Source organism: Alteromonas sp. AWJ4_199, assembly GCF_056159165.1.
The window spans coordinates 737,273-754,879 of sequence record NZ_JBSWUR010000001.1; the positions used below are offsets into that span (position 1 = coordinate 737,273).

13 protein-coding genes are annotated in these 17,607 nt (G+C 44.8%); 10 read left to right on the forward strand and 3 right to left on the reverse strand.

Going from position 1 to position 17,607, the window contains the following annotated elements:
• The first annotated feature begins 12 nt into the window (after positions 1-12).
• Genes hisD through hisIE form a run of 7 tightly spaced genes read left to right on the forward strand, consistent with a single transcriptional unit; the run spans position 13 to position 6,237 of the window.
• Entirely contained in the window at positions 13-1,317 is a 1,305-nt protein-coding gene (gene hisD, locus ACXAER_RS03265) for a histidinol dehydrogenase (protein WP_474826544.1), read from the forward strand.
• Complete coding sequence (gene hisC / locus ACXAER_RS03270; RefSeq protein WP_474826546.1) at positions 1,317-2,396, forward strand: histidinol-phosphate transaminase; 1,080 nt, start codon at positions 1,317-1,319, stop codon at positions 2,394-2,396. The genes hisD and hisC overlap by 1 nt, the downstream gene beginning before the upstream one ends.
• Positions 2,393-3,463 carry a bifunctional histidinol-phosphatase/imidazoleglycerol-phosphate dehydratase HisB gene (gene hisB / locus ACXAER_RS03275; RefSeq protein ID WP_014950030.1) on the forward strand — a complete coding sequence of 357 codons (1,071 nt, stop codon included), beginning with the start codon at positions 2,393-2,395 and terminating at the stop codon, positions 3,461-3,463. Before hisC ends, hisB begins: the two co-directional genes overlap by 4 nt.
• Complete coding sequence (gene hisH / locus ACXAER_RS03280) at positions 3,463-4,092, forward strand: imidazole glycerol phosphate synthase subunit HisH (RefSeq protein ID WP_474826548.1); 630 nt, start codon at positions 3,463-3,465, stop codon at positions 4,090-4,092. The genes hisB and hisH overlap by 1 nt, the downstream gene beginning before the upstream one ends.
• Positions 4,092-4,829 carry a 1-(5-phosphoribosyl)-5-[(5-phosphoribosylamino)methylideneamino]imidazole-4-carboxamide isomerase gene (gene hisA, locus ACXAER_RS03285; protein WP_474826550.1) on the forward strand — a complete coding sequence of 246 codons (738 nt, stop codon included), beginning with the start codon at positions 4,092-4,094 and terminating at the stop codon, positions 4,827-4,829. The genes hisH and hisA overlap by 1 nt, the downstream gene beginning before the upstream one ends.
• The gene (hisF, locus tag ACXAER_RS03290; RefSeq protein WP_014950033.1) at positions 4,811-5,623 is read left to right on the forward strand and encodes an imidazole glycerol phosphate synthase subunit HisF; all 813 of its coding nucleotides are present in this window, start codon (positions 4,811-4,813) and stop codon (positions 5,621-5,623) included. The genes hisA and hisF overlap by 19 nt, the downstream gene beginning before the upstream one ends.
• Positions 5,620-6,237: a bifunctional phosphoribosyl-AMP cyclohydrolase/phosphoribosyl-ATP diphosphatase HisIE gene (gene hisIE / locus ACXAER_RS03295; RefSeq protein WP_474826552.1), complete on the forward strand. Its 618-nt coding sequence runs from the start codon at positions 5,620-5,622 to the stop codon at positions 6,235-6,237. Before hisF ends, hisIE begins: the two co-directional genes overlap by 4 nt.
• A gap of 96 nt (positions 6,238-6,333) precedes the next feature.
• On the opposite strand, the gene ACXAER_RS03300 is transcribed toward hisIE, so the two are convergent.
• Complete coding sequence (locus ACXAER_RS03300) at positions 6,334-6,639, reverse strand: excalibur calcium-binding domain-containing protein (protein WP_474826554.1); 306 nt, start codon at positions 6,637-6,639, stop codon at positions 6,334-6,336.
• Positions 6,640-6,801: 162 nt separating this feature from the next.
• Positions 6,802-7,647, reverse strand: a complete 846-nt coding sequence (locus ACXAER_RS03305) for a formate/nitrite transporter family protein (RefSeq protein ID WP_474826556.1) — start codon at positions 7,645-7,647, stop codon at positions 6,802-6,804.
• A gap of 309 nt (positions 7,648-7,956) precedes the next feature.
• On the opposite strand from ACXAER_RS03305, the gene ACXAER_RS03310 reads away from it, so the two are divergent.
• The gene (locus ACXAER_RS03310; protein WP_474826558.1) at positions 7,957-10,092 is read left to right on the forward strand and encodes a methyl-accepting chemotaxis protein; all 2,136 of its coding nucleotides are present in this window, start codon (positions 7,957-7,959) and stop codon (positions 10,090-10,092) included.
• Between the two features lie 198 nt (positions 10,093-10,290).
• On the opposite strand, the gene ACXAER_RS03315 is transcribed toward ACXAER_RS03310, so the two are convergent.
• Positions 10,291-13,194: a M16 family metallopeptidase gene (locus ACXAER_RS03315; protein WP_474826560.1), complete on the reverse strand. Its 2,904-nt coding sequence runs from the start codon at positions 13,192-13,194 to the stop codon at positions 10,291-10,293.
• Between the two features lie 331 nt (positions 13,195-13,525).
• On the opposite strand from ACXAER_RS03315, the gene lepB reads away from it, so the two are divergent.
• Together lepB and ACXAER_RS03325 are read left to right on the forward strand one after the other, a co-directional pair.
• Entirely contained in the window at positions 13,526-14,185 is a 660-nt protein-coding gene (lepB, locus tag ACXAER_RS03320) for a signal peptidase I (protein ID WP_474826562.1), read from the forward strand.
• Between the two features lie 448 nt (positions 14,186-14,633).
• On the forward strand, positions 14,634-17,228 hold the full coding sequence (locus ACXAER_RS03325) for a TonB-dependent receptor (RefSeq protein WP_474826564.1): 2,595 nt from the start codon (positions 14,634-14,636) through the stop codon (positions 17,226-17,228).
• Positions 17,229-17,607: the final 379 nt, after the last annotated feature.

Genomic DNA, 17,607 nt, shown 5'->3' on the forward strand with positions numbered 1-17,607 from the left:
AGGCAGACAATTATGATTACTTGGTCATCTCTCTCGGCAAATGAGAAAAAACAGGCGCTAGCCCGCCCGGCTATGGCCAATAGCCAACAGTTAAAGCAAACCGTGGGCGAGATAATCGCCCGCGTTGAAGCAGATGGTGATCCGGCAGTACTTGATTACACACGGAAATTTGACTGCCCGGATCTAAAAAGCCTTGTGCTTTCGCAAGAGAATATCGATGCCCTTGCAGCTAAGGTAACACCTGAAGTCGCAAACGCTATCGACACAGCGTTTAACAATATAAAGACCTTTCACGAAGCGCAAATGCCCAGTGATATTGCGCTGACCACAACGCCTGGCGTCAAATGTGAGCTCCGCTTCACTGCCCTTGACGCAGTAGGTCTGTATATTCCAGGGGGCAGTGCTCCACTTCCCTCAACTGTGCTAATGCTTGGTGTACCCGCGCTAGTGGCAGGTTGTGAAAATAAACTCCTGTGCACACCGCCAAATAAAGAACAACTTATTGCGCCTGAAATTGCCTATGCGGCAAGAAAATGCGGCATTGATAAAATCTTCTTGTGTGGGGGCGCTCAAGCGGTTGCAGCCATGGCATTGGGTACTGAAACGATTCCTCAGGTCGATAAAATCTTCGGCCCTGGCAATAGCTTTGTTACCGAAGCTAAACAGCAAGTTAGCCAACGTGCTGATGGTGCTGCTATTGATATGCCGGCGGGTCCATCAGAAGTATTGGTACTTGCTGATGAATTTGCAAACCCTGAATTTGTGGCTGCAGACTTACTTTCCCAAGCCGAACACGGCCCAGATTCACAGGCCATTTTGGTATCCAACAGCGCCACGCTTATTGAAGAGGCAAAAGCCGCGGTTGAACGTCAATTAGCTACGCTGTCTCGCGCTGAAATTGCACGCCCTGCTATGGAAAATGCACGTTATATCTTGGCCGATTCAATTGAACAAGCCATAGAGGCAAGCAATGCCTACGCGGCTGAACACTTAATTGTGCAGATTGAGAATGCCCGCGATTATTTACCAAAGATTAAATATGCAGGCTCCATTTTCTTAGGTCCCTGGTCACCTGAATCTGCCGGTGACTATGCGTCCGGCACTAACCATGTACTGCCCACATACGGCTATGCTAAGAATTATTCTAGTCTTGGCCTGTTAGACTTTATGCGCCGCTACACAATTCAAGAGTTAAGCGAAGATGGTATGCGTAATTTAGGCCCTGCGATTATGGCATTAGCAGCCGCCGAGGGCTTAGACGCCCACGAACAGGCTGTTGCACTTCGTATGCAGGCACTTAAGCAGGGAGACGCCTAATGTCGGCACTTATCGATAACCTAATTAACGAAAACCTAGTGCCGTTAAAGCCTTACGAGTCGGCGCGCCGTTTGTTTTCAGGCGGTCAAGATTGGCTTAACGCTAACGAGTCACCTTATGCCAACGAATATAATGTAGATAGCGGTAACTTTAACCGCTATCCATCGTGCCAGCCTGAAGCGGTAGTGAGTGGCTACGCAAACTACGCAGGGCTTGATAAGTCGCAGCTTATCGTTACTCGCGGTGCAGATGAGGGCATTGAACTGCTTATCCGTACCTTCTGCACGCCGGGTAAAGACAGCATTCTAATATGCCCACCTACTTACGGTATGTATGCCATCAGTGCTGAAACCTGTGATGTGGGCATTAAGAAAGTGCCGCTTAACGACGACTTTAGCCTTAATGTGAATGCAGTTTGCGCAGAAGAAGACGTTAACGTGATTTTCATCTGCGCGCCAAATAATCCAACCGGTACCCCGGTTGCTCGCGAAGATATCAAAGCCGTGCTTAATCACTTTGCCGATAAAGCACTGGTTGTTGTAGATGAAGCGTATATTGAGTTTGATGCCGACAATACATGGGCAAATGAAATAAACAACTACCCGAACTTAGTGGTACTTCGTACGCTGTCTAAAGCGTTTGCACTTGCCGGTCTTCGCTGTGGTTTTACCCTTGCTCAAGCACCTGTAATTCAAGCTCTGCTTAAAGTGATAGCGCCCTACCCCATTCCAGAGCCAGTAGCGCAGATTGCTGCACAAGCATTGTCGGCTGAGTCGCTAACGTTACTTGAGCTTCAGGTGGCTACCATTAACCGCGAAAAAGAAGCATTAGCTGAAGCATTAGAAGCGGTTGAAGACTTTGAATTAGTGGGTGATAGACGAGCAAACTTTATCTTATTCCGCTACGCAAAAGCGCAAGCCCTAATGCAGTACTTGGTAAGCCAAGGCATGCTTATTCGCGATCAATCAAAACAGCTTAACTTACAAAACTGTTTACGCGTAAGCATAGGCACTGAAGAACAAAATCAGCGTTTAATGCAGTTGATTAACGAATTTAAAAATAGTGAGGATGCGGCATGAGTCAGCAAGCCATTTTATTTATCGACCGCGACGGTACACTTGTTGAAGAGCCGCCAGTAGATAAGCAATTAGATAGTCTAGAGAAGCTGGTTTTCGAGCCAAACGTAATTCCTGTGCTACTTAAACTAAAGGCAGCTGGGTTTAAGCTCGTGATGGTAAGTAACCAAGACGGCTTGGGTACAGACAGTTTCCCGCAAGAAGACTTCGACAAGCCACACAATGCCATGATGGCCATTTTTGAAAGCCAGGGTGTAGTGTTTGACGACGTGCTTATTTGCCCGCACTTCGATGCTGATAACTGCACATGTCGCAAACCAAAGCTTGGTCTAGTGCAAGAATACTTGCAGCAAGGGAAAGTAGACTTTACCCGTTCATTTGTAATTGGTGACAGAATTACTGACGTACAGCTTGCTGAAAACATGGGTATTCGTAGCTTTCAGTACAATCGCGAAAGCTTAAACTGGAATGATATTCAGAAAAGCTTACTGGCATCTTCACGCATTGCAGAAGTGGTACGTACCACCTCTGAAACAGATATTCGTGTTCGCGTTGATCTTGATTCTCAGGCCAAGTCGACTATCCAGACCGGCATGGGCTTTTTTGACCACATGCTTGACCAGATTGCTACACACGGCGGTTTTGAATTAAACCTGACTACAGATGGCGATTTGCACATTGACGATCACCACAGTGTAGAAGACACCGCGCTTGCATTAGGAGAGGCACTTAAAAAAGCACTTGGCGACAAACGCGGTATTGGTCGTTTTGGTTTTGCCTTGCCAATGGATGAGTGCCGTGCTGAATGTATTATGGACATTTCTAACCGCCCACACCTTAAGTTTGACGCTGAATTTAGCCGCGACCAGGTAGGTGAAATGGCAACAGAAATGGTGCCGCACTTCTTCTATTCGCTTGCACAAAGCATGGGACTATCGCTGCACCTTTCCACCAGCGAAGGTAACGCTCACCACCAGGTAGAAAGCCTGTTTAAAGTATTTGGTCGTGCCCTTCGCCAAGCCATTACGCGCCAGGGTGATGCATTGCCAAGCAGTAAAGGAGCACTGTAATGTCAGTGGTAAACACTAGCCAGCGACAAAAAATAGTAATAGTGAATACCGGCTGCGCCAACATCTCATCGGTACGCTTTGCCCTTGAACGCTTGGGCGTTGAAGTGGAAGTATCTGACGATGTAAACGTGATTAAAAGCGCTCACAAAGTGTTTTTACCCGGCGTAGGTACAGCAGCAGCGGCTATGACAAGCGTTAAGCAAAAAGCGTTAGTGGAAACCCTAAAGTCGCTTACCCAACCTGTGCTTGGTGTATGTTTGGGCATGCAGCTTATGGTTGAAACTAGCGCTGAAGGTGGTTTTCAAGGCACAGGTAACATCGACTGTTTAAACCTTATGCCAGGTCACGTGGCGCGGATGGAATCTAAAGGCGTGCGCTTACCTCATATGGGTTGGAACACTGTCTCACACAACAGCGAAAGTCTGTTCAAAGGCATTCCACAAGATACCTACTTTTACTTTGTGCACAGTTTTGCCGTGCCTGAATACGAGCATACGCTTGCCAGCTGTACTTATGGCAATGCATTTTCAGCCGCCATTAATAATGACAATTTTTACGGGGTGCAATTTCACCCAGAACGTTCTGGCGAGGCCGGAGCACAACTACTGACTAACTTTGTGAACCTATAATGATTATTCCAGCGATTGATCTTATTGAAGGACATGTAGTCCGCTTATATCAAGGTGACTACGAGCAAAAAACCCAATACGAACTGGACCCTGTTGACGTGGTTCACGACTATGCTGACCAAGGCGCAACCTGGCTGCACATTGTTGACCTTACCGGCGCGAAAGACACCAGTAAGCGTCAGCTTTCGCTTATCAAGTCTATGGTCGACACAAAGCGCATGAAGTTTCAAGCGGGCGGCGGCATTCGTAGCGAAGAAGAAGTGGCACAGTTACTTGAAACTGGCGTAAGCCGTGTAGTAATTGGTTCTTTGGCTGTAAAACAACCCGAGCTTGTAAAGTCTTGGGTAGAAAAATACGGCCCAGAGCACATTGTACTGGCCCTTGATATTAATATTAGCGAGAGCGGTGAAAAGCTTATTGCCACACACGGCTGGCAAGAGAACTCAGGCGTAGCCCTTGAAGGCTTGCTTGAAGACTTCGCTACAGTAGGCGCAAAGCATGTGCTGTGTACCGACATTAGCCGCGACGGCACGCTACAAGGTGCGAACACTGAGCTGTATCAAGAAATGGCAGCCCGTTTCCCACACGTTAGCTGGCAAGCGTCTGGCGGTATTGGCAGCATCGCTGATATCGAAGCGCTAAAACCCACAAACGTTGGCGGCGTTATTTTAGGGCGCGCACTACTTGAAGGTAAGTTTACGGTGAAGGAGGCTATCGCATGCTGGCAAAACGCATAATACCGTGCCTAGACGTACGCGACGGCAAAGTTGTTAAGGGCGTTCAGTTTAGAAACCACGAAATTATTGGTGATATTGTACCTCTTGCTGAGCAATATGCGAAAGCAGGTGCCGACGAACTAGTATTCTATGATATTACCGCCAGCTCTGATGCCCGCGTAGTAGATAAAAGCTGGGTTAGCCGTATTGCACAGGTTATTGATATCCCTTTTTGTGTTGCTGGCGGCATTAAGAGTATTGAAGATGCTGGGCGCATTTTGGAAATGGGTGCAGATAAGATTTCGATTAACTCCCCTGCCCTTAATAATCCAGACCTTATTAACCAGCTGCACGACGTTTATGGACAACAGTGCGTCGTGATTGGTATCGACAGTTTCTATAACGAAGCAACCGACCAATACGAAGTGTATAAATTCACCGGCGATGAAGCGCGTACGCAAAAAAGCCAGTGGCAAACCATCGACTGGATTAAAGAAGTACAGTCACGTGGTGCAGGTGAAATTGTACTGAACTGTATGAACCAAGACGGCGTGCGCAAAGGCTATGATGTGAAGCAATTAAAGGCCGTGCGCGATGTCTGTGAAGTGCCGCTAATTGCATCGGGTGGTGCAGGTGAAATTGCCCACTTTACGGATGTGTTTCAACAGGCTGACGTAGATGGCGCGCTTGCAGCATCAGTATTTCACAAGGGCATCATCAATATTGATGAGTTAAAAGCAGAGTTAACCAGCAATGGCGTTGCCATGCGTAAGCGTCACGGATTAACGGCGCAAGCAGAAGGAGTAAACCCGTGATCATTACTAACGAAAACAGCAATATACTGGCTTGGGACAAAATGGATAACCTACTACCTGCCATTGTGCAAGATGCACTATCAGGCAAGGTATTAATGCAGGGTTATATGGACCAAGATGCCCTAGCGAAAACCCTTGAAACGGGTAAAGTGACCTTTTTCAGCCGTTCAAAACAACGTCTTTGGACCAAGGGTGAAACGTCTGGTAACACGCTAGATTTAGTGAGCGTTGCCTGCGATTGCGACCAAGATTCACTGTTAGTACTTGCCAACCCTAACGGCCCAACATGTCACACTGGTGTTGAAAGCTGTTGGTTTGATGGCAACACGCCAGCGTTTACCTTTCTTGCAGACTTAGAGCGAGTATTGGCGGCCCGCAAAGATGCCGACCCCAAAAGCAGCTATACCGCCAGCCTTTACAATAAAGGCATTAAACGCATAGCCCAAAAGGTAGGTGAAGAAGGAGTAGAAACCGCGCTAGCAGCTACTGTGCACGACAAAGAAGAGCTTAAAAACGAAGCCGCTGATTTGTTGTATCACCTAACGGTTCTTCTTCAGGCAAGCGATATGTCGCTAAACGATGCGCTAGATGTACTTCGCGAGCGTCATAAGTAATCAACGCACGTACTAATATATTAAAATACTCTGACCCTCAATATTTAAATGTTGAATTATCGAGGGTCGCTTTCTTCTCAGTAAAACACCTAATAATTAGTCAAACCTGTTAAATTGACGCTCACATGGAATACCATCGTCATCACCATCCATTTTCGTATTAGGGCAATTTTTTAGAAAGTATTTTGCTTCTTCATACGACGTCATTTGACTGCAATATTGTCGTCCGTCGCACTTAAAAGAATTGCGCTCAGTTTGAGCAAAATGCTCTTGAGTAAGTAGCTCTTGAGTTGAAAGTTGATTTAGGTCCTGCTGATTATCTAAGTATTGGTGGCTGTTGTTTTCGAAATAAAGTTTCGCGCCAAAAGCAACGACTAAGATAAGTAATAGTTTATTCAACATAGTGTTTTTCGTCCCTGAATGATTCGCTTGCCTACTTATTTTGTTCTAAAAAGCGTGAACACTTTCATGCACTAATGACCGCTATTATTAACTAGGCATTTACTAAAATTGTGCAAAACGCTTAAGTCTACAGCTTTGAAATCCAATAGCCAATAGTGAAACTCAATCTTCTATCTCTCGTACTACCTGCCCATAAGCTAATAGTGCGAACAGTCCTGTTCCGCCAACGATATTACCCATCAGAGTTGCGCCTATTAACGCAGCCGTTTCGGCAATACTGATTTGCCCTTGCAGAGCCAATAGAAATAGTTCAGTCGAGCCCGCTATCACGTGCGTGAAATTTCCAATCGCAATTAAATAGGTGAAAATAACGATCATCAATATTTGAGAATGCTTAACCGAAGGCTTCATCCACACAATAGCGGCAATGATAAAACCAGACGTAATGCCGTATGAGAAAGCGTCTGACGGTGATAATTTAGCGTAGTGCTCAGATATGGCAGTCATTCCTTCAACGAGGTTGGGTGGAACTGCTTGCAAGCTATAGCTGAAAAACGCAGCCAAAAAGGTGCCGAACATATTGGCGGCGAAAACAATAAGCCACAAACGCGCAATGCAGGAGCCCATGTGTAAAGACGGCTTGCTTAACAACGGAAGAATGACCGAAAGCGTATTTTCAGTAAATAACTGTAAGCGACCAACAATCACCAGCACGAAACCAACCGTATAGCCCAAATTCTCAATAACAAACTGATTGGGGGTGTTTACAAAAAGCTGATGCAGAATGCCCTCAGCTAAAATAGAAAGCGAAATACCAATACCTGCTGCAACACCAGACCACCACAATGACATCATAGGACGCTGAAGTTCTTCTAACCCTTCCCTGTGGACAATCGCATACAAAGAAACTGAGTTTAAACTCTGATTATCTCTTACGTCTTTCTCTTCGGTATGACTAAGCGCCACGTCTTTACGTCGATCACCTGCTTCACTCTTTTTATCCGGCATCAGATTTGTCCCGCCCTTTAAATTGCTTACACATATTATTTCTACCAATAACTACGAAATTCACCGGTGCTTCCGGTCACATTCACACCAAAAAGGTATAAGATAAAATACCTGTGTATTTATGAAAAAACGCGTCATTGCATTCTTTACATAAGGTTTTACGTATAATAAGTGAGCATAATTATCAAAACATCCTACACTTAAGATCATTACGCTTTATAGAATTCTATGGAAAACGAATCCGCTAAAGCGTTCACATAAACGTTCCGCCATATGCGGGCTGCACATATTTTAGCTAAGTTATTATTCATGAAAAAAAGCTACTCCTTGTCGTCTAAACTCATGTCTGTCGTAGGCATACTCTTTATCTTGCTTGCTACGGTTTTTATTGGCGTAAGCTATGCGTTACTTAAAAGTACAGAGCGTAAGATTGATCAACATGTTAATTCAGAAGTTGTCGAACAAATAGAGAGGACAGTATCAGCAAAGGCGGCACAGTTTGCGGCACAAACAGAGGCCCTGCTCAACAGTGCCCACTACTTGCCAACTGCGCTTGCAACCCAGTTAACCTCGAGTATTGAAGCAAGCGACGAATTATCGTTAAGTAGAGAGCAGGCAGAGAGACTGGTTAAAAGTGTGCTAACAACGAATGTGACATCAAGTATGTACGCTCAGTTCGAGGCTAATTTGTTTGATGGCAAGGCAGCAGAAAACAGCAGCGGAAAGACCCATTCGACTCCCGGCATGGGAAGCTTTGAAGTCTATTTCATTCGCGGCGCTAACAATAAACCCGAACAGGTTTTGATTACCGACCCAACGCTTAAACATGACACTACCTTAGATGAATTTGGCTTCAGGGCTGCAGAGTGGTACTTGTGTAATAAGGAGACGCTCACACCGTGTGTATCTAACCCTTATAAATACGAAATCCGTGAAGGCTACAGCGAACTAATGACAAGCCTTACGGTTCCCGTCGTTGCTAATAATCGTTTTCGTGGAGTGGTAGGCACTGACTTAAACCTCCCTATTATCCAAAAACGAGCTGAAAGTCTAAAGGCATCGCTGTACAACGGTAATGCTGAAGTTTACGTTGTAAGCCAAAATGGATTAGTGGTTGCAGCAACGAGCGCAAAGAGTAAGTTAGCTCGTCCATTTTCTGAAGTATTTAGCGATGAAGCGAAATCAAGTCGCCTACTCAATGCCGACCAACAATCAGGGCTCTATGAAAGTGACGGTATGCTATATGTTTCACAAGACATATCGCTTAATGTGGCAAAGGTGAAATGGAAAATGATCGTTGGCGTTAATAAAACGAGTGCGCTGGCGCCAATCACTTCACTAGAGGCGATGATATCTTCGTCAGTAACCTCATTATTAACCACCCAACTAATTGTAGCGATAATATGTACCGCAATTGCTCTTGCTCTGGTTTTCGTGTTCACAAAAAGCATTATTCAGCCAGTGCGACAGGTCGCTCAAAGAATGGAAGAGCTTGCTGGTCAAGGTGGTGATCTGACCCAAGACATTCACGTGGACTCTCATGCTGAACTTATTCAGTTAAGCGAAGCGTTCAACTTATTTAAAGAAAGAGTACGTGAGTTGCTTGAGCAAGCAAAACAGTCGTGCGCTCAAGTTATAGCGCAAAGCGAACAAACACAAAGCCACACACAGAGCACGAATTCTTTAATTCAAGTACAACAAGCTGAAATTGATAGCGTTGTCACCGCTATTACTGAAATGTCGCAAACTGCTCAAGAGGTAGCGCGAACCGCCGCCGACGCCGCAAATAATGCGGATAACGCGACAAATTCTGTAAAACAAACGGAAAGTGAAATTTCTCAATCAACACATTCAGTAATAGAACTGTCGAGTGAAATGCAAAACGCATCGGACGCTGTACAAGCAGTCTCTCAACGAAGCGCTGACATCAAAAAGATCCTTGACGTCATTGGCGCGATAGCTGACCAGACCAACCTCTTGGCACTAAACGCAGCTATTGAAGCAGCACGTGCAGGAGAAAATGGAAGAGGATTCAGTGTCGTTGCTGACGAGGTGCGCTCTCTTGCTTCTAAGACAGCAGAATCGGTAGGTGAAATTGGTAGGGTGATTACAGCATTACAAAGCGAAGTTGATCACACGGTAACAACCATACACACTGGCAGTCAGAAAGCCGAAGGTGCAGCACAGCTTTCCCAGTCAGCCCTTGAAAAAATGCAAACCACGGTACTTCAAATAGGAGAAATCAGCGAGCGCATGACGCAAATGGCGGCAGCCGCTGAAGAACAGAGCCAAGTAAGTGAGGAGCTCAACAGAAACATGGTAGTAATAGGCAACGCTACATCTGAAGTATCCAGCAACTCACAGGCATCGGCAGAGAGTTCGAAGGCCATCTTTACCGCCGTTAGCACTTTGGAGCAGCTTTTGGCTAAACTGAAAACACAGTAGTACCCAGCGTTGATAGAACAACTAGCCTTGATGAGTGTTGGTTTCTGCGTTGAGCTGTAGCAAGTACAGCTTTAAAAAATATGCATAAAGGGCTAGCACTGTTTGGTGCGGGCCCTTTCTTTTGCATTCTATTTAGTAGGTTAGTTGAGGCAAGGTGAACAGCCTCTGTTCCGCTTACCCTTTTATTCCGATCGCCCTTTATTCCTGCTCAGCATTTAGCAGTATCGGCTTCCCGAGTCCAAGAGCCTCCAGACGTTCAAACTGCGTAGCTTTATCCCCAACAATTAAATAAATCATCTTATCTGGATGCACATAATCACGATATAAGCGTTTTATCTCATCAACTGTCAGCGCCTTCACCTCTGCTTCTTGCTTTAATACATAATCACTAGCAAAGCCAAAGTCACTGATTTCACCCACCATGTCTAGTTTGGCTCCAAGTGTTTCAAACGCACGGGCAGCTGATTTGAGAGTAAACCCCTTTGTAACAGCTAGATCTTCACTAGAATAACCTTTGTCGAACGACCTCAATATATCCATAACCGCTTGTGTCGCTTCAAGAGTCACATTTGAACGTACTGAGCTTCTGATAGTAAATTCACCTGAATACTGATCACTAGAGAAGGACGAACGAATACCATAGGTATACCCTTTATTTTCGCGAAGTTCTTGCATCATTTGAGAGGCAAAGCCTCCCCCGCCCAAACGATAGTTCATGACGCTGACCTTGTAGGCATCTTGATGGTTAACGCTGGGAGCTGAATGGCCAAAATACAGCACAGACTGTTTAGCATTAGGAACGTCGTAGAAAAACAGTTGCGCTTTTTTAGGTAGATCTGGCTCAGAAACCGCGGGTAACACTACTTTTTTACGTTCCCAACTATTGTTGAGCTTTGATAGTGCAGCGATAACGTCTTGCTGTTGAATGTCTCCTGCAACCCGCAGTTTCGCAACAGACGGAGACACGTTTTTGCGATAAAACACTTTCACGTCGTCGAGCACAATATTATTAACCGACTCAATGTCGCCGAGTGTGGTTTGAGCAAATGGGTGGTCTTTTCCGTAGAGCAGTGCTTTAAACTCAACTGAAGCTATTGCGTTGGGGTTTGCTTTGATTTGTGCAATCTGGTTTATCACATCGTCTTTCGCAAGATAAAACTCTTCTTCGTCAAAACGAGGGGAAAGCAACACTTCAGAAACCAACTCCATTAGCTTACCGTAGTGTTTAGAAAGTACGGTTCCTCTAATTGTAATATCAGTTTCAGAAGCGCTGGCCTCCAAAGTCGCGCCTAATAGTTCGATTTCCTGTTCAAGCTGTTGAGCTGTTTTGTTTGCAGTACCTTTAAGTAGCGTTTCGGCTACTAAGTTTGCTGTCCCCGTTTTATTTTCCGGGTCAAGCAGCATTCCACCTTCCAGCTTCAATTCGAAAGATACGAGAGGCACTTCGCTATTAGAGATACCTGTAATCTCAATTCCCGAGGATAACTCGCTTTGCCAAACTCTTGGTGGAGTAACATCTATGCTATCACCATAGTTAGGTTCCTGCGTGCGATCAAAAGTTGAGGGTGTCCGTTCAAATTCAGCGGCAATAGAAGCATCGAAGTTCTCTTCTGCGCCCGCCACAATCTGCTCTTCAACAACGTTGGCTTTTGTCGAACCGCTCAACACTAAATCCTGCTCACCTTGAGGTACAAAGCTTGTCGCAACAAAAGGTTTATCTTTAATGTAGGCGTTATACACACGCATTACGTCTTGCTGCGTAACCCCTAATATTTTTTGAACGTCTTGGCTTATAAACTCTGCACCACCTGCAAAAATTTCGTATTGTGCTAACTGAAAGCCTTTACCTAATACGCTTGAGAGTCCCTGATAAAATCCCGTTTCCTGCCCAGCTTTTATTCGCGCTAAATCATCTAAAGAAATACCCTCTTTTTCAAATACTGCAAACGCTTCGCTTATGCTCTGTGCAACATCATCTAAATTCACGCCGTCAAACGCCATAACTTGCAGTTGCAATTGGCCCGCTATCTCCGCGTCATACCCGTAAAGATAAACATTACTGGTAAGTTTCTTTTCATCAATAAGTACTCTGTTCAGCGGCGCATTCTTGCCCTCGCTTAGGTATTGAGAAAGGACTTGTAAGGCGTAATAGTCATTATGATATTCGGGTACGGTAGGCCACACCATGGTGAGCAGTGGTGCCTGTGCAAAGTTATCAACATGAAACCGTTTTATCGTGTCTGTAAGCTTTGCGGGTTGCGGCGGTAGTTTATCGATCCGCTGACCTGCGGGTATTTCATCAAAGTACTTTTTGACCCATGTCTTTGTTTGAGTAACATCAATGTCGCCAGCGATAGTTAGGACCACATTATTAGGCACGTACCACGTGTTAAAAAACGCTTTTACATCGGCAAGCGTTGCACTCTGTAAGTCTTCAAGTGAACCGATAACTTGCCAACTATAGGGGTGCCCTTCAGGGTAAAGGTTCTTATCAATAACATATTGGTTGTGCCCGTAGGGGCGATTATCAACCCCCTGGCGTTTTTCGTTTTTTACAACCTGCTTTTCTTTAGCAAGTACGGGCTCGGTTACTGTGTTAATGAAGAAGCCCAGTTTGTCAGCCTCTGCCCAAATCATTTTCTCTAATGCATCTGCAGGTACTGTTTGGTAATAATTGGTGCTGTCGCGACTAGTAGAACCATTTGCACCTGAGCCCCCAATTCTGGCGCTCAATTTATCTAACCCGCCTTTCCCCAAGTTCTCTGATTCAAGAAAAAGCAGGTGTTCAAATAGATGGGCAAAACCTGTTCGGCCTTGTATTTCTCGAGCAGAGCCAACATGGGCAGTCAATGCGACAGCCACCACGGGGTCTGACTTATCGACGTGAAGCAATACGGTAAGTCCGTTATCTAATGTAAATCGTTCATAGTCGACGTTGAATGAAGAAGCGCTCTGAGATTCAGCATTAGTTGCTTCAACGGAAACTGGCTGATTTTTATCTAAGTTGCGAGCGGTGTAGGTACATCCTATCGACATTGCACTTAGTGCACTCACAGCAACTGCAGCATATATTCGTTTTCTATTTTTTATTCTTGAACGCATCGTTCTTATTTCTTCACTAACCAAAAGTGTAAGAAATAGCATAAGTGCGCTGGCAGTGCACGAGATTAGGATAAGCCCGAACGCGATAACAAGGTAAATCGTAACCGCGACGCTTTTATAGAACACTCATGAAAACTAATTAAGCACATGATTTAATGAAATATTTATTTAGAACATTGAATAAAAAATATAGAAATTGATCTCAGTTTAACCATTCAAAGACACAGTTAGTTACATTTTCCAAATCGTGAAGTGGAACAAACGGGCTTGAATGCCCTCTACACAAAAAGAAAAGTAACACTTAAAAAGCCTTTGAATAAATCTGCGAGTTATGAACAGCGAGAGCCCGATTTTGAAACACATTAAACAAAGCGTGAAAAACAATCTGCCTTTTATTTTATTTATCGTTTTGCTTTTTTCTTTTAGAAGCAGCGTAGCCGACTGGTATCATGTTCCCAGCGGCTCTATGGAGCCAACTATAAAGGTTGGGGACCGAGTGGTTGTCGATAAATCGGCATACACACTAGAACTTCCTTTTACCGATGTTGTAATTGCGCAAACTGGCGATATCAAACGCGGCGATATCGTTATTATCGACAGCAATGCAGCTAGTACAAGGCTCATTAAGCGAGTCATTGCTGTTGAGGGTGATAAGGTTGAACTAAAAAATAACCTCCTTTTTATAAATGATGAAAAAGCAGAATTAACCCTGACAAAGGACCAGATTTATTCCGAGTACATCCTTGGGCACAACCGCACTATTGCGCTTAATCCAATACCGAGCGCTGCAAAAAGTTTTAATGTAGTTACTGTGCCGAAAGCGCATGTTCTTGCTATGGGTGACAACAGAAACAACAGCGTAGATTCTCGCTACTACGGTTTTATTCCAATTAAAGAGATTCAAGGTAAAGCGACGTCTGTGGCGTTTTCTGTAGATAAAAACAACATGTATTTACCCAGAAAAGATAGGTTTTTTACTGCGCTGAAATAGGCCGGTTGGGTGCATCTATCCTAATTTTTATTATCTGACGACCTTTACTTGCGTTCAATTTAGCATCACCAACAAGCTGGTCAGATCTGTAAATACAACTAAGTTCGCGCATATAAAGATAAATGTAGACTTATTGGATAACCTTTAAATTATTACAAATCATAAGCCTGTGTTGGCGTATTCCTCTGCAATTAAGAAAAGCCTTATGCAAGGCCAAAAAGCTTATAATTCAAAGTTTAGGTGCTATTTCACCTTCACTTCCCTCATCTGAAATTGCACAAAATTAACGCAAAAAGTAAGTCTTCCTTTACACACTTTGTAACTAAGTGTCACATCTTTCGCAACTTCCCCTATTGCAACTTTAGTATTAGGAGTGCTATTCATAAAATTGCAACATGTTATGTTGCAAAAACACACAGCAAGTAAAATGGACAATAAGGAAATAACAATGAAACAAGGTCGTAAAGTAAGTGCAATTGCAGTGGGATTAGCACTTTCAGGAATAACCTCTCTTTCTCCTGCGTATGCACAGCAAGCTGACGAAGAAGCAGCCAACCTTGAACGAATTGCAGTTACCGGTTCTCGTATCAAGCGCACAGATATGGAAGGCCCCTCACCTATTCAATCAATTGATGCAACTATGATTGAAGGCATGGGTTATGAAAACCTACAGCAACTACTGGAGCGCATGCCCGCTACCGGCGCAGGAACCTTTTCAACGCGTAACAATAGCCAAGACTCAACCGCAAATGGTGCGGCAGCAGTTTCGCTTCGCGGCATGGGCCCTGACGCGACACTGGTGCTAATTAACGGTCGCCGGGTGGCAATCAGCGCGTTCGCAGAAAGTATCACTAATTCATTTGTTGATATTAACTCTATCCCAGTATCTGCTATCGAACGTATCGATATCCTAAAGGATGGTGCATCGGCTATTTATGGCTCTGATGCGGTAGCAGGTGTAGTTAACGTTGTGCTTAAAAAAGACTATGAAGGTCTTGAAATCAACGCGGGCTATGGCGGCACCACAGGCCCAAGCTATGATGAGACCACAGCGAGCATCCTATGGGGTTCTCAAAGCGAAAAAAGTAGTGCCACAGTAATCATCGACTACTTTAACAACAGCACGCTTGGTGCTGACGAAATGGGTCGTTTCGGTACGGCTAATCAGTCACCGTATGGCGGAATGGATTTTCGTTCATCACGAGGCTATCCAGGATACTTTTATGTAGACGGTGTTAAAACAATCGATCCAGACTGCCCAGAAGATAGCGCAACCGCATCTGGCAGCTGCTTGTTTGACTATGGACCTTTCGGTCTTACTATCCCCGCTTCTGAGCGTGTAGGCTTTATCGGCCAGTTTGATTACAAAATTGGCGATGAAACCACCGCGTTTATGGAAGTGGCTATGCAGCACAACACCTCTGAGGCAGGCGGTGCGGCAACGCCTCTTGACGAAGACGCAGGCCTAACCGTTCCAGGTACTCACCCAGATAACCCGTTTGGACAAGACATTGAAATTGGTCGCTACCGCCCTGTTGACGCTGGCGCTCGCCGTTGGGATATCGAGTCTGACACCCTTCGTTTGGTAGCAGGCCTTCGCGGTACATTCAATGACTATGATTGGGAAGCATCGGTACAAAAAGGCCGTAGCCGTTCAGAGCAAAGTGGTGACCAATCACAGGGCTGGGTTCGCGTTGATTGGTTACAAGAACAAATCGATCTTGGTAACTACAATCCGTTTGGCGGTGTAACCAATCCGCAAAGCGTTATTGATGAAATTACCACCAGCCTAGTGCGTCGTGGTGAATCTCGCATGACGAGTGTAGATGCACACATTACGGGCGAAGCCTTTGATTTTGGTGACGACGTAGTCATGATGGCGGCAGGCGTTGAATATCGCGAAGAGCAGGTATCTGACGTTCCTGATGTACAGTTCCAACGCGGCTTAATTTTTGGGACGGAGTCAGTATCAGCTTCAGCAGAACGCGACCAGTACGCGGCATATTTGGAGCTTTCTATTCCTTTGGCTGACGAGCTAGAACTTCAATTAGCTGGCCGCTATGACCACTACAGTGACTTTGGCAGCACCACCAATCCTAAAATTGCGCTGCGTTGGGCGCCAAGCGATGAAGTAACAGTACGCGGTTCATGGGCACAAGGGTTTAGAGCCCCTTCTCTTGCACAAGTTGGTCTTGGTCCATCGCAGAAAAGTGTATTCTTTGTAGACCAATATCGCTGTGAAGCAACTGGCCAAGATTGTGAATCGCTAGACTACAATATCGAGTTTGCGGGTAACCCTAACCTAGATGCCGAAGAGTCAGAATCGTGGAACGTGGGTGTTATCTACGCACCTATTCAAGAGCTCGGTTTGAGTATTGACGTTTGGAGCATCACCCAAGACAACAAAATTGACGAACAGCAGTTCGGTCTTGTTTACGATGCAGAATGTAATAACCAAGACAGCACGATATGTGTTCGTTTAGATCCACAGCAAGGTGAGTCGCTAGGTGTTATTCAGAAAATTTTTAATACTTATCAGAACGTATCGTCACAAGAGGCGTCGGGTGTAGACTTCAGTGCAAACTACAGCATGGAGCTTCAAGAGTACGGTAACGTGCGCTTTAACCTAGATTGGTCTTACATGAACGAGTTTGAAAAAGACGGCCTAGAATACACAGGCGAGTACGGTTATCCAGAGCATCGTTGGTTGTTCGGTACAACATGGTCAAAAGGCGCGTTTGATGCGAACCTAAACATCAGCTTTATTGGTGAGTTTGAAGATACGCCGGACATCAATTTCGACGGTGTACTAGATTTTGAAGAAAATACGTCTAGAACAGTAGATTCTCAAATGCTGGTTGATTTGCAATTTGGTTATAATTACAGCGACAATCTTCGCTTAGTTATTGGTTCAAATAACCTGCTAGATGAAGAGCCACCATTTGCTATTGGTGATGGTGATAGCGATCTTTACGGTTACGTAGGTAGCGTACATAACCCGCGTGGTCGCTTTGTTTACTCGAAGTTAACTTACCGCTTCTAAAAGTAGTTTAAAAGATAAGGCGCTCGCTGCATTTTTTGCCACGAGCGCTTTTTTATATGCGTCTATTGCATCTGCTTAGTAGAACAGATACCCAAAAAGAACCGTAGTAAGCCACGCAAGAATAACAGGCAAAGCGATCATCACGTATACCAGTATCTCGGAGCCTAATGTTTCGGCTTGCCAAGCATCCATCATCTTTACGTTGAATCTTCGCTTTAATAAAAAAGTGTAGAAGATTATTAGTATTAATAAAATTAAAGCTTTTAACATTATTATTTACCCCCACTCTCTAGCTCTGTCCTTGCCTAGAAAGCATCGGTCATTGCGAACCTCTGTTTTCCTATTAGGATTACTCGTCAGTAGTTTCTTCGTACTGAGA